The following is a 13,174-nucleotide window of genomic DNA, read 5'->3' on the forward strand; positions in this document are numbered from 1 at the left end:
GACGGTGATCAACCAGAGGTCGATCAGAAGTCCATGTCACCGCCCGGCATACCGCCACCGGCGGGCGCGGCGGCCTTCTCCGGCTTGTCGGCGATGACGGCCTCGGTGGTGAGGAAGAGCGCGGCGATGGAGGCGGCGTTCTGCAGGGCGGAGCGCGTGACCTTCGCCGGGTCGATGATGCCCTCGGCGATCATGTCGACGTACTCACCGGTCGCGGCGTTCAGGCCGTGGCCGACGGGCAGGTTGCGCACCTTCTCGACGATGACACCGCCCTCGAGACCACCGTTGACGGCGATCTGCTTGAGCGGGGCCTCCAGGGCGAGCCGCACGGCGTTGGCACCGGTCGCCTCGTCACCCTCCAGGTCCAGCTTCTCGAAGACCGTGGAGGCCTGGAGCAGGGCCACGCCACCACCGGCGACGATGCCCTCCTCGACGGCCGCCTTCGCGTTGCGAACGGCGTCCTCGATACGGTGCTTGCGCTCCTTGAGCTCGACCTCGGTCGCGGCACCGGCCTTGATGACGGCCACGCCGCCCGCGAGCTTCGCCAGGCGCTCCTGGAGCTTCTCGCGGTCGTAGTCCGAGTCGCTGTTCTCGATCTCGGCGCGGATCTGGTTCACACGGCCCGCGACCTGCTCGGAGGAGCCGGCACCGTCGACGACGGTGGTCTCGTCCTTGGTGATGACGACCTTGCGGGCACGGCCCAGGAGGTCGATGGAGGTGTTCTCCAGCTTGAGACCGACCTCCTCGGAGATGACCTCGCCACCGGTGAGGATGGCGATGTCGTTCAGCATCGCCTTGCGACGGTCACCGAAGCCCGGGGCCTTGACGGCGACGGACTTGAAGGTGCCGCGGATCTTGTTGACGACCAGGGTCGACAGGGCCTCGCCCTCGACGTCCTCGGCGATGATCAGCAGCGGCTTGCCCGACTGCATGACCTTCTCCAGGAGCGGGAGCAGGTCCTTGACGTTCGTGATCTTGGAGTTGGCGATGAGGATGTAGGGGTCCTCGAGCACCGCCTCCATGCGCTCCATGTCGGTCGCGAAGTACGCCGAGATGTAGCCCTTGTCGAAGCGCATGCCCTCGGTGAGCTCAAGCTCCAGACCGAAGGTCTGCGACTCCTCGACGGTGATGACGCCTTCCTTGCCGACCTTGTCCATGGCCTCGGCGATGAGCTCGCCGATCTGGGTGTCGGCGGCGGAGATGGAGGCCGTGGAGGCGATCTGCTCCTTGGTCTCGACCTCCTTGGCCTGGTCGAGCAGCGCGCCGGAGACGGCCTCGACGGCCTTCTCGATACCGCGCTTCAGGGCCATCGGGTTGGCACCGGCGGCTACGTTGCGCAGGCCCTCGCGTACGAGCGCCTGGGCGAGCACGGTCGCCGTGGTCGTACCGTCACCGGCGACGTCGTCCGTCTTCTTGGCGACTTCCTTGACCAGCTCGGCGCCGATCTTCTCGTACGGGTCCTCGAGCTCGATCTCCTTGGCGATGGACACACCATCGTTGGTGATCGTGGGGGCGCCCCACTTCTTCTCGAGGACGACGTTCCGGCCCTTGGGGCCGAGCGTCACCTTGACGGCGTCCGCGAGCTGGTTCATGCCGCGCTCGAGGCCGCGCCGCGCCTCCTCGTCGAACGCGATGATCTTGGCCATGTGAAGTGGTCCTCCCGGACTGGGGTGGATTGCTCCGGACCGTGCTGGCGCCCGCGACGGACGGCCTGCCTGCCTCGTGGTTCCTTGCCCCACCCGGCCTGCGGGCCTCACCGACCCGGTCCTCGTTGTCACTCTCACCTTCAGAGTGCTAACGCCAATGATTAGCACTCGACCCACCCGAGTGCAAGGCGCGGCCGCGAAGCGGGCTCGTTGAGGGGTGGTGGTCGGGCGACGGGTGGGCGCAAGCGGCTCTCGGGGTTCGGCCGGTGATCCCCAGGTGAACGCGCCCCGCGCGCCCGCACACCACCCCCGTCCGGACACACCAGAGGGCTCGCACCCCTGTATGGGATGCGAGCCCTCCGAAGAAGAACGAAGAACGTCGCTGCGATGAACCCGGCGCGTTACTTCAGCCGGCCGCCAGTCGGACCATGTCCGCCTGCGGCCCCTTCTGACCCTGCGAGATCTCGAACTCGACCCGCTGGCCCTCTTCCAGGGTGCGGTAACCGTCCATCTGGATCGCGCTGTAGTGGACGAATACATCCGCACCACCGTCGACCGCGATGAAGCCGTACCCCTTCTCCGCGTTGAACCACTTGACGGTGCCCTGAGCCATGCCTAACTCCCCTATTACTGGCCCTTGCACAGATCCACACTTCGCGGATCCGGGTCAGACCTCACCCCCCAACGGTTGGGGGTGTGCGCCGGAACGCGTCGACCGCGGCTGAATGTATCTGTCCAACTGCCGTCTGCAACAGGTCAATCGGACGAGAAATCTGGACACGCGGGGTCGGGAATGTACGAACAATTCGCCCGAATTCAGGGCAAGTCGGGCCCCACAAAAGGAACGAATTACGCAAAAGCCGTGCACACTTTGGCTACTTCATATAGGGCGTGCGGCGCGATCAAATATGCGCCCGGCATGAAATCACTACGGTGATCGAACCGGGTTCCCCAACTCTACCGCGCTCAATCATAAAGAATTGCCCCCTCCGCTTCTCTCACGGAGGAGGCAATTCGATGCACAGCGAGTAACCGGTGTTACCCACGGTTACTACTCGCGGGTACTGACCGAAGGTCAGCCACCGGCCACGGCGGGAATGATCGAGACCCCCGCACCGTCCGGCGTAGCCGTCTCCAGCCCCTGCTCGAACCGGACATCATCGTCATTCACGTACACATTCACGAACCGCCGCAACTTGCCCTGATCGTCCAGCACCCGGGCGGCGATGCCGGTGTGGTTCTTCTCCAAGTCGGCAATGACCTCGGCGAGGGTGGCACCTTCGGCGGTCACCTCGGCCTGACCACCGGTGTAGGTACGAAGGATGGTCGGGATGCGAACGTTGACGGACATGACGTGTGACCTCCGGGTCAGTGCAGCGAGCCCCGTAAGGGGCGCGGGGCTGTGTTGGATCTGCGGCTCCGCCGCGTGGGCGCGACCAGCCCCCACCGGCCGCAGACGAACAACTAGCAAGTCTTAGGCGAGACCAGCCTCACGGAACGAATCCAGGTTGGGACGAATGGTCGCGGTAAGCCCAGTCCCGGCCACCGCATCCAACGTCTTCAGCCCATCACCCGTGTTGAGGACAACCGTGGTCAACGAGGGGTCGAGAACCCCGTTTTCGATCAGCTTCCGGGTCACACCCACGGTCACCCCACCCGCGGTCTCCGCGAAGATCCCCTCGGTCCGCGCGAGCAACTTGATCGCGTCCACGATCTGCTCGTCGGTCACATCCTCAACGGCCCCACCGGTGCGCCGAGCAATATCGAGAACGTAAGGACCATCCGCCGGGTTACCGATCGCGAGCGACTTCGCGATCGTGTCCGGCTTCTGCGGCCGTACGACATCGTGGCCCGCCTTGAACGCGACGGACACCGGCGAGCAGCCCTCGGCCTGCGCACCGAAGATCTTGTACGGCTTGTCCTCGACGAGCCCGAGCTTGATCAGCTCCTGGAGCCCCTTGTCGATCTTCGTGAGCTGCGACCCGGAGGCGATCGGCACGACCAGCTGGTCCGGCAGCCGCCAGCCGAGTTGCTCGCAGATCTCGTACGCCAGCGTCTTGGAGCCCTCGGCGTAGTACGGCCGCAGGTTGACGTTGACGAAGCCCCAGCCCTCGCCGGCCGGGTCGCCGATCAGCTCGGAGCAGAAGCGGTTCACGTCGTCGTAGTTGCCCTGGATGCCGACGAGTTCGCCGCCGTAGACCGCGGCCATGACGACCTTGCCCTGCTCCAGGTCGTGCGGGATGAACACGCAGGAGCGGAAGCCGGCGCGGGCGGCGGCTGCGCCGACGGCACCGGCGAGGTTGCCGGTGGAGGAGCAGGAGAGCGTGGTGAAGCCGAAGGCGCGGGCGGCCTCCAGGGCCTGGGCGACGACGCGGTCCTTGAAGGAGTGCGTCGGGTTGCCGGAGTCGTCCTTGATGAACAGCTTGCCGGCGTCGACTCCCAGCTCACGGGCCAGGTTGTCGGCCTTGACGAGGTGGGTCCAGCCGGGGTTGATGTTCGGCTTGTCGGCCACGTCGGCCGGGACGGGCAGCAGGGGCGCGTAACGCCAGATGTTCGCCGGGCCGGACTCGATCTTCTTGCGCAGCTCCTCCGTGTCGTACGCGGAGAAGTCGTACGCGATCTCCAGCGGCCCGAAACACTCCTCGCAGGCGAAGACAGGGCCGAGGGGTACTTGGTGACCGCACTCGCGGCAGCTCAGCGCCGCGGCGGAACCGAGGTCGACGGTGGAGTTCGTGGTGCTTGCAACAGTCTGCACAGCCATGTGAGGCGAGGCCCTTTCTCCTCATCTTCCTCACGACGCATCTCGTCGTGAGACGGATTTGGCACCTTCCCTAGCCGGGAGCCTCGCGATGCGATCGCCCACGTGTCTGCGGCAGTGATCGTTGATCGTTACGAGACCGGCTGGAGGGTTGCCGGGGCTTCATCGGGCCGTATCCCTCTGCCCCTCTGGATGAGCGGTATTTGGTTGTATACGCAAACGACCCCCGACATGCGATGGTCACCAGCGTTGTTCAAGACTGTAACCGAAGGCCACGACAGTTGAGGGAGCCGTCCGAACCGCGAGACGCATCACACCGCTCACACCGCAGAGGAGCCGCGCACTGTGCTGAAGGAAGTCGAGCGCTGGCTGAGCACCCGCTCCTGGTCCGTGACCGACCGCCCGCTCCACAAGATCATGGCCGCGAAACGGGCCACCGGCCAGACGGTCAGTGTCGTCCTGCCCGCGCTCAACGAGGAGGCGACGGTCGGCGAGATCGTCGCGATCATCCGCCACGACCTCATGCAACAGGTCCCGCTCGTCGACGAGATCGTCGTCGTCGACTCCGGTTCGACCGATCGTACGTCGGAGGTCGCGGCGGCGGCCGGGGCACGGGTCGTCCACCGCGACGAGATACTCCCGCGCGTCCCGACCTTGCCCGGCAAGGGCGAAGTGCTGTGGCGGTCGCTGCTCGTCACGACCGGCGACATCGTCTGCTTCGTCGACGCGGACCTGAAGGAGTTCTCGTCCGACTTCGTCTCCGGGATCGTCGGCCCCCTGCTCACCGACCCCGGCGTCGACCTCGTCAAGGCGATGTACGACCGCCCGCTGGGCGCCGCCGCCGGCCAGGGCGGCCGGGTGACGGAACTGATGGCCCGCCCCCTGCTGAACATGCACTGGCCGCAGCTGGCCGGATTCGTCCAGCCGCTCGGCGGCGAGTACGCGGCCCGCCGCTCCCTGCTGGAACAGCTCCCGTTCCCGGTGGGCTACGGCGTGGAGTTGGGCATGCTCATCGACGCCCTGCACCTGGTCGGCCTCGACGCCCTCGCCCAGGTCGACGTCGGAGTCCGCAAACACCGCCACCAGGACGGCCAGGCCCTCGGCCGCATGTCCGCGGCCATTTATCGCACCGCGCAACTTCGTCTGGCCCGGGGCCACCTCGTCCGTCCCGTCCTGACGCAGTTCGAGCGGGGCGAGCAGGGCTTCGAGCCCCGCACCCACTCGGTGGACGTGGAGGAGAGGCCGCCGATGGTGGAGATCGCGGAGTACGTACGACGAAAGGCCGCGTGATCGAGGGGGTGGGTCTGTGGAGTCGTGGCCGCAGGTGGGTGGCGGCTGGTCGCGCAGTTCCCCGCGCCCCTCAACGACACGGCCCTGCGGGCCGAAAAGCACGGGGCGCAGCCCCTGCTTTTCAGGGCGCGGGGCTGTGTCGATTTGCGGCTCCGCCGCGTGGGCGCGACCAGCCACAATCGACCCGCACCCGCCGTCCCACAGGCACCCCCCACCCCATTGGGCACCCGGCATCCAGCCCAACCGTACGTTTGACCGCCGAACCCCTTGGCTAGGTTGAGCCCTATGGCATCAACACCCGGTGCACAGATCCTCGTCGCCTCCAACCGCGGCCCCGTCTCGTACACCCTGGACGTGGCGACCGGCGACCTCACAGCGAAGCGCGGCGGAGGCGGCCTCGTGTCGGGGCTGTCCGCGATCGACCCGGACGCCGGCGCGGTATGGGTCTGCTCGGCCCTCGGCGCCGGCGACCGGGAGGCCGTACGGCAAGGCGTCGGCGAGCCCGGCGTACGGATGCTGGACATCCCCGCCGACGTGCATCACGACGCGTACAACGGCATCGCCAACTCCACGCTGTGGTTCCTGCACCACATGCTGTACCAGACCCCGCTGGAACCGTCCTTCGGCGCCGAGTTCCGCGCGAGGTGGGCGGCGTACGAGTCGTACAACCGCTCCTTCGCCGAGGCGCTGGCGGAGGAGGCGGCGGACGGCGCGGCGGTGCTCATCCAGGACTACCACCTGGCCCTGGCGCCCCGAATGCTGCGCGAGCTCCGCCCCGACCTGCGGATCGGCCACTTCTCGCACACCCCGTGGGCGCCGGTGGACTACTTCCGGCTGCTCCCCGACGACATCGCCGCGCAGCTGCTGAGCGGGATCCTCGGGGCCGACCGGGCCGCGTTCCTCACCCGGCGCTGGGCGGACGCTTTCACCGAGTGCTGTCATGCCGTACTGGGCCCCGGGATCCCGTCCGGCACCCGGATCGGCGTGCACGGACTCGGCGCCGACGCGGACTTCCTGCGGGCCCGCGCCCACGAGGCGGACGTCGACGAACGCATGGCCGCGCTGCGGGAGCAGATCGGTACGGCCCCCGGCGGCACCCCGCGCCGCACGATCGTCCGCGTCGACCGCACGGAACTCTCCAAGAACATCGTGCGGGGCCTGCTGGCATACCGGCAGCTCCTCGACGACCAGCCCTCCTGGCGCGGACGCGTCGTGAACGTCGCCTTCGCCTACCCGTCCCGGCAGGACCTCGCCGTGTACCGGGAGTACACGGCCGAGGTCCAGCGGGTCGCGCACGAGATCAACGAGCAGTACGGGACGCCGGGTTGGACCCCGGTCCTCCTGCACGTCAAAGACGACTTCGCCCGCTCCCTCGCGGCGTACCGCCTCGCCGACGTCGCCCTCGTCAACCCCATCCGCGACGGCATGAACCTCGTCGCCAAGGAGATGCCGGTCGTCTCCGACGAGGGGTGCGTGCTGGTGCTGTCGCGGGAGGCGGGGGCGTACGAGGAGTTGAGCGACGACGCGATCGTGGTGAACCCGTATGACGTGAGCGGCACAGCCGCCGCGCTGCACCAGGCGCTGTCCATGCCGGCGGACGAGCGGGCCGAGCGTACGAAGCGGTTGGCTGCCGCCGGGACCGCGTTGCCCCCGACCCAGTGGTTCTTGGATCAGCTTCGTGGGTTGGAGAGTGCCTGACAGCTCGGGGGAGCTGTGGTGTGGCAGGTGCGGCTGGGTGGGGGCTGGTCGCGCAGTTCCCCGCGCCCCTTAAAAGCCCCGGGCGCGACCCATGCTGTTAAGGGGCGCGGGGAACTGCGCGAGCAACCCCCACCTACCCGCAGTCGGTCAGGCACTCGGCGATGGATGCCAGCAAGGCCACCACGCCCTGTGGACCGTCCACCACCAGGTCCGCCCTCTCCGAGAGTTCCGTGACCTCTGTGCTGCCGCTGCAGACCAGCAGACCCGGTGTGCCCTCGGTGCGCAGCTTCTCCACTGTCGCGAAGGCGGGGAGGTCGCCGAGGTCGTCGCCGGCGTAGAGCACCGAACCGGCGCCGACTTCGCGTACGTACTCCTGGAGGGCCATGCCCTTGTCCATGCCCGGGGGGCGGAGTTCCAGGACCAGGCGGCCCGGCTCGACGATCAGGCCGTGGCGGGTGGCCAGCTCTCCGAGAGGTCCGCGCAGCGCTTCGAACATGGCCTGGGGGTCGTCGGCCCGCCGGGTGTGGACGGCTACGGCCCTTCCCTTGTCCTCGATCCACGCCTCAACGCCCCGGAGCAGGCTGGGCAGTTCATCCCGTGCCGCCGCCACCCCCGGGTGTGACGGTGGGGCGGTGATCGTGTTGGTGGCGGCGTCCCAGCGTTCGGCGCCGTAGTGGCCGAGGACGGTGAGGTGCTCCAGGCCGGGGACGCCGGTGAAGCCGCCGTAGCGGACGGCGACATCGGCCGGGCGGCCGGTGATCACGGCGACGGAGGCCACCTTCGGGGCGAGCGCCGCCAGCGCGGCGCCCGCGTCGGGGTGGGCGCGGGCCTGTTCGGGGTCGGGCACGATCGGCGCGAGGGTGCCGTCGAAGTCGAGCGCGATCACCGCCCGGCCGGGGTGGCGGAGGATCGCGTCCAGCGCGTCCCGGCCGGTCGGGGTCACGGGTGTCGGCAAGGTGGGGGAATCCTGTTCGCTGCCCATGGTCCGACCCTATCCGCGCACCACCGGACCACACCTCCCCACGTCACCGCTCGGCTCTGCGCGCCTGCCGCACCCTGCGCAGCCGGTTCACGGTCACCGGGTCGTGGGCGAGGGCGCGCGCGTCGTCGAGGAGGGCGTTGAGCAGCTGGTAGTAGCGCACCGGGGCCAGGCCCAGGCGCTCGCGTATCGCGCGCTCCTTGGCGCCGGGGCCGGGCCAGCCCTGGCGCTCCAAAGCGAGGATGGCCTGTTCACGCGCGTTGAGCTCCTCCATGCCCGAAACCGTAACGGACCCCACTGACAACACCGCCGGTGTCTCAGCCCTCCGCCGGCCCCAGGTACCGCCCCCTCGCCTCCTCCAGCAGCGCGCCCAGCCGTTCGTCCCGCCAGCCGTAGAGGCGGGGAGTCGCGGCGGGGGTGTGCCGGTTGTAGGGGGCGTCGAAGACGAGGTGTTGCCAGCGGGCCGTGGCGCTGCCGTCGATCGTGGCGCGGTCGTCGATCAGGGCGATGCCGTCGTAGGCGGCCTTGTCGTCGTCGATGATGGCCTCGCGGGCCACCTCCGCGTCGAAGTACTCGGTGAGCCACGCCCGTTTCGCCTGCTCGCACCAGCGGTTGGCGGACAGCGGACGGCTGCACACGCGGGGGTGGAAGCCGGTCTCCTTGATCCGGTTCCACCCCTCCAACGCGCCCTCGAAGAGCGGCAGGGAGCCGAAGAAGTCCTCGCGGTGGAGCAGCTCCCTGATCCGCTCCTCGTACACGGGGAACGCCTCCGTGAGGTGGAACACGCTCCGCTCCCGCGCCGAGACCAGCTCCGGGCAGTCCTCCCCCAGTACGTCCACCACCCGCCGGTCGAAGTCGGCGAGCACTCCGTCCATGTCCACCAGCACGACCCGCGAAGAGTCGGAACGATCAACAGCAGCAGTCATATCGGCAGCGTACGGAGCCCGCGATGACCTCGACCCCGTTTCTACGATCCCGACCGGTCCGCCATGGACGCCGTCTGCTGGAGCTGCTCGAGTACCGCCTGGGGCTTGGCGTCCGGGGCGACCGCGCGGCCGATGCGCTGCTTGACGGCGGCGCTGACGGTGGCCCAGGAGGTCTTGCCGGCGGGGTAGAGCTCGGCGGTGGGGAGTTCGTCGAGGAAGGGGGTGAGGTCGGCGTCGTCCTTGTCGGCGGCCATGGTCGCGGAGGCGGAGGGGGTCACGGGCAGCAGGTCGTACTCGCGGGAGAAGGCGAGGACGTTCTTGTCGCTGTAGACGTGGTCGAGGAAGTGGCCGATCTCCTCGCGGTTGCCGTTCTGCTTGAAGGCCATCATCCAGTCGGTGACGCCCATGGTGGCGTGGGCCTGGCAGTCGACGCCGGGCATGGCGGCCGTGCCGTAGTCGACGCCCTGCTCGGCGGCCATGTGCATCAGGCTGGGGTGGCCGTTGAGCATGCCGACCTCGCCGCGGGCGAACGCGGCGAACGCGTCGGCGCGGTTGAGCTCGGCGGGGGCGGTGGGCCCGGTGAAGCCCTTGTCGACGAGTTCGTTCTTGAGCCAGTTGAAGGTCCGGACGCTCTCCTCCGAGTCCAGTTGATACGTGCCAACGTTGTCGACGTAGCCCGCACCGCCGCTGACCAGCCACTGCATGGCCTCGGCCTGGGCCTCCTCCGGGCCGAGCGGCAGGGCGTACGGGATCTTCACGCCGGCCTTGTTCAGGGCCTCGGCGTCGGCCGCCAGCTCCTTCCAGGTGCGCGGGGCGCTCTCGATGCCCGCCTCGGAGAAGAGCTTCTTGTTGTAGAAGAGCACGCGCGTGGAGGCCGCGAACGGCATCCCGTACGGGATCCGCCGTACCTTGCCGGCGTCGGCGAGCTGGGAGAGGAAGTTGGCCTGGACGGGGATGGAGAGCAGGTCGCCGACCTCGTAGAGCTTGCCGGCGTCGGCGTAGTCGGCGTAGGTGCCGGTCTGCGCCATGTCGGGTGCCTCGCCCGCGTCGACCATCTTCTTGACCTCGCGGTCGACGTCGTTCCAGGACAGGACGGTGATGTCGACCGTGATGCCGGGGTTGTCCTTCTCGTACGCCTCGACGAGCGTGTCCCAGTACTTCTCGGAGCTGTTGTCCTTGGAGTCGCCGTAGTCGGCGGCGACCAGCTTCAGGGTGACGCCCGGGCCGTTCGTCTCCGAGGCGCCGCAGCCCGCAAGCGTCGCCATCAGCCCTAACGCGGACAGCGCGGACATCGCCGTCCTCCAGTTGGCTGTGATGCCGGTCTTCGTCCGCTGGTGCCGACGCTGACGCTGCCCCTGCCGCTGTCCCACTGGTACTGCCCCAAACTGTTGTACGGCCCCGCACGCAACAGCCTGGCGACAAGCTCGGTGTCCAAGCCTGTCGATCTCTCAACTTCTCGAACTTCTCCATAAGGTCTACACCACAAGGTCTATACCACGTAGTGGACTAGACCTCTTGCGGCTGTACGGGTCACACTGTCCCTCGTGAGACATGTCATCGCCCTCGATGTGGGCGGCACCGGGATGAAGGCCGCGCTGGTCGGGGCGGACGGCGAGCTGCTGTACCAGGCCCGCCTCGCCACCGGGCGCGAACGCGGGCCGGACGCCGTCGTCGCGTCCATCCTCGACTTCGCCGCCGAACTGCGCGCCCACGGCGAGCGGCACTTCGGCGAGCCCGCGGCGGCCGCCGGTGTCGCCGTCCCCGGCATCGTCGACGCCGAGCGGGGCACCGCGGTCTACGCGGCCAACCTCGGCTGGCACGACGTCCCGCTGCGCGCCCTCCTCACCGAACGCCTCAACGGCGTCCCCGTCGCCCTCGGCCACGACGTCCGCACCGGCGGGCTCGCCGAGGGGCGCGTGGGCGCGGGCCGGGGCGCGGACCGCTACCTCTTCGTGGCCCTCGGCACCGGGATCGCCGGCGCGATCGGCGTCGACGGCCGGGTGGAGGCGGGGGCGCACGGTTTCGCAGGCGAGATCGGCCATATCGTCGTACGCCCCGGGGGCACCCCCTGCCCCTGCGGCCAGCGCGGCTGCCTGGAACGGTTCGCCTCCGCGGCGGCGGTGAGCCAGGCCTGGGCCGAGGTCTCGGGCGACCCTGAGGCGGACGCGGCGGACTGCGCCGAGGCCGTGGAGTCCGGCGACCCCTTGGCGGAGGCGGTCTGGCGCCGAGCGGTCGACGCCCTCGCCGACGGCCTGGTCACCGCCCTCACCCTCCTGGACCCCCGCACCCTGATCATCGGCGGCGGCCTGGCGGAGGCGGGGGACACCTTGTTCACACCGCTCCGCGCGGCGGTGGAACGCCGAGTCACCTTCCAGAAAGTCCCGACCATCGTCCCGGCAACCCTCGGCGACACGGCAGGCTGCCGCGGCGCGGGGTTGCTGGCCTGGGACCTCCTCACCCGCACGAACACGGACCCATCGGAGGCGACCGTCTGATGCCCATTCAGCAGGAACTTCCCGACTCGGGCCCCGGCAGCATGCGCAAAGGGGCGCGGGGAACTGCGCGAGCAACCCCCACTCACCCGCAGCCGCCACTCAACAGGCCCTACATCCTCGAAGGCGCCAACGTCGTCCTCCCCACCGGCACAGTAAAAAACGGCCGAGTGATCATCGACGGGACCCGAATCGCCGCCAACGCCCCCGAGAACGCCCCCACCATCGCCGTAGACAACCACTGGCTACTGCCAGGTTTCGTGGACATCCACAACCACGGCGGCGGCGGAGCCTCCTTCACCTCAGGCACGGTCGAAGACGTACTCAAGGGCATCCACACCCACAGGACCCACGGCACCACCACCCTCGTCGCCTCCACCGTCACCGGCGACATGGACGGCCTTGTCCAGCGCGCCGGCCTCCTCTCCGAGCTGGCCGAGCAGGGGGACGTGGCCGGTATCCACTTCGAGGGCCCGTTCATCTCCCCGTGCCGCAAGGGCGCCCACTCCGAGGCACTCCTCCGCGACCCGGACCCGGCGGACGTCCGCAAACTGATCGACGCGGCGCGCGGCCGGGCCGCGATGGTGACGCTCGCCACCGAACTCCCGGGCGGCCTCGACTCCGTACGGCTCCTCACCGAACACGGCGTCATCGCGGCGATCGGCCACACGGACGCGACGTACGAGCAGACGGTTCAGGCCATCGACGCGGGGGCGACCGTGGCGACGCACCTGTTCAACGCGATGCCCCAGCTGGGCCACAGGGAACCGGGCCCGATCGCGGCGCTTCTCCAGGACGACCGCGTCACGGTCGAGCTGATCAACGACGGCACCCATCTGCACCCGGCCTCCCTCCAGCTGGCGTTCCGTCACGCGGGAGCGCACCGCGTGGCGTTCATCACGGACGCCATGGACGCGGCGGGCTTCGGCGACGGCCGCTACTGGCTCGGCCCGCTGGAGGTCGAGGTCGCGGACGGCGTGGCCCGCCTGGTGGAGAGCGGCACGATCGCCGGCTCGACCCTGACCCTGGACCGCGCCTTCAAACGGGCGGTCACCGTCGACCACCTCCCCGTCGAGGACGCCGTCGCCGCCCTCTCCGCCAACCCGGCGAAGCTGCTCGGCATGTACGACAGGGTCGGCTCCCTGGAGCCCGGCAAGGACGCGGACCTCGTACTCCTCGACGCGGACTTCGCCCTGAAGGGGGTAATGCGGAAGGGCGAGTGGCTGGTGGATCCCCAACTTGGCTGATCCGTCTGTTTGTTGACATGTCGTGTGAAGTGCGGCGGTTGTCCCGGGGGACTGGGCCGACCGCCGCGCTTTTGGCATGATCGTGCCTCCGCAATCGCGCCCGACAGGCGCACTCTGAATACTCGACAGACTCGGCGA

Annotated in this window: 12 protein-coding genes and 1 riboswitch; of the genes, 4 read left to right on the forward strand and 8 right to left on the reverse strand. The window is 69.0% G+C overall.

The window, feature by feature from the left end; translation table 11 throughout:
- Window positions 1–23: 23 nt before the first annotated feature.
- The 4 genes from groL to thrC form a co-directional block, all read right to left on the reverse strand.
- Entirely contained in the window at window positions 24–1,646 is a 1,623-nt protein-coding gene (groL, locus tag F3T56_RS10930; RefSeq protein ID WP_149824656.1) for a chaperonin GroEL, read from the reverse strand.
- Between the two features lie 406 nt (window positions 1,647–2,052).
- Window positions 2,053–2,259: a cold-shock protein gene (locus tag F3T56_RS10935; RefSeq protein WP_005486335.1), complete on the reverse strand. Its 207-nt coding sequence runs from the start codon at window positions 2,257–2,259 to the stop codon at window positions 2,053–2,055.
- 462 nt (window positions 2,260–2,721) lie between these two features.
- Entirely contained in the window at window positions 2,722–2,997 is a 276-nt protein-coding gene (locus tag F3T56_RS10940) for a MoaD/ThiS family protein (RefSeq protein WP_128381122.1), read from the reverse strand.
- Window positions 2,998–3,120: 123 nt separating this feature from the next.
- Window positions 3,121–4,407, reverse strand: coding sequence for a threonine synthase (gene thrC, locus F3T56_RS10945; RefSeq protein WP_149824657.1), 1,287 nt, complete (start codon window positions 4,405–4,407; stop codon window positions 3,121–3,123).
- Between the two features lie 18 nt (window positions 4,408–4,425).
- Window positions 4,426–4,603, reverse strand: a riboswitch (SAM riboswitch).
- A 146-nt stretch (window positions 4,604–4,749) separates the two neighbouring features.
- Here thrC and F3T56_RS10950 point away from each other — a divergent pair.
- Entirely contained in the window at window positions 4,750–5,694 is a 945-nt protein-coding gene (locus F3T56_RS10950) for a glucosyl-3-phosphoglycerate synthase (protein ID WP_149824658.1), read from the forward strand.
- Between the two features lie 285 nt (window positions 5,695–5,979).
- Window positions 5,980–7,392 carry an alpha,alpha-trehalose-phosphate synthase (UDP-forming) gene (locus F3T56_RS10955; protein ID WP_149824659.1) on the forward strand — a complete coding sequence of 471 codons (1,413 nt, stop codon included), beginning with the start codon at window positions 5,980–5,982 and terminating at the stop codon, window positions 7,390–7,392.
- A 133-nt stretch (window positions 7,393–7,525) separates the two neighbouring features.
- On the opposite strand, the gene otsB is transcribed toward F3T56_RS10955, so the two are convergent.
- Genes otsB through F3T56_RS10975 form a run of 4 tightly spaced genes read right to left on the reverse strand, consistent with a single transcriptional unit; the run spans window position 7,526 to window position 10,589 of the window.
- Entirely contained in the window at window positions 7,526–8,374 is an 849-nt protein-coding gene (gene otsB, locus F3T56_RS10960) for a trehalose-phosphatase (RefSeq protein WP_149824660.1), read from the reverse strand.
- Between the two features lie 43 nt (window positions 8,375–8,417).
- Window positions 8,418–8,645, reverse strand: a complete 228-nt coding sequence (locus tag F3T56_RS10965) for a DUF3263 domain-containing protein (protein WP_149824661.1) — start codon at window positions 8,643–8,645, stop codon at window positions 8,418–8,420.
- 43 nt (window positions 8,646–8,688) lie between these two features.
- Window positions 8,689–9,297, reverse strand: coding sequence for a 5' nucleotidase, NT5C type (locus tag F3T56_RS10970; RefSeq protein ID WP_149824662.1), 609 nt, complete (start codon window positions 9,295–9,297; stop codon window positions 8,689–8,691).
- A 41-nt stretch (window positions 9,298–9,338) separates the two neighbouring features.
- The gene (locus tag F3T56_RS10975) at window positions 9,339–10,589 is read right to left on the reverse strand and encodes an extracellular solute-binding protein (RefSeq protein WP_149824663.1); all 1,251 of its coding nucleotides are present in this window, start codon (window positions 10,587–10,589) and stop codon (window positions 9,339–9,341) included.
- 252 nt (window positions 10,590–10,841) lie between these two features.
- On the opposite strand from F3T56_RS10975, the gene F3T56_RS10980 reads away from it, so the two are divergent.
- Window positions 10,842–11,792, forward strand: a complete 951-nt coding sequence (locus F3T56_RS10980; RefSeq protein WP_149824664.1) for an ROK family protein — start codon at window positions 10,842–10,844, stop codon at window positions 11,790–11,792.
- Entirely contained in the window at window positions 11,792–13,036 is a 1,245-nt protein-coding gene (gene nagA, locus F3T56_RS10985; RefSeq protein WP_246203558.1) for an N-acetylglucosamine-6-phosphate deacetylase, read from the forward strand. Before F3T56_RS10980 ends, nagA begins: the two co-directional genes overlap by 1 nt.
- Window positions 13,037–13,174: the final 138 nt, after the last annotated feature.

The organism is Streptomyces tailanensis, from assembly GCF_008386495.1.
Lineage (GTDB): Bacteria > Actinomycetota > Actinomycetes > Streptomycetales > Streptomycetaceae > Streptomyces > Streptomyces tailanensis.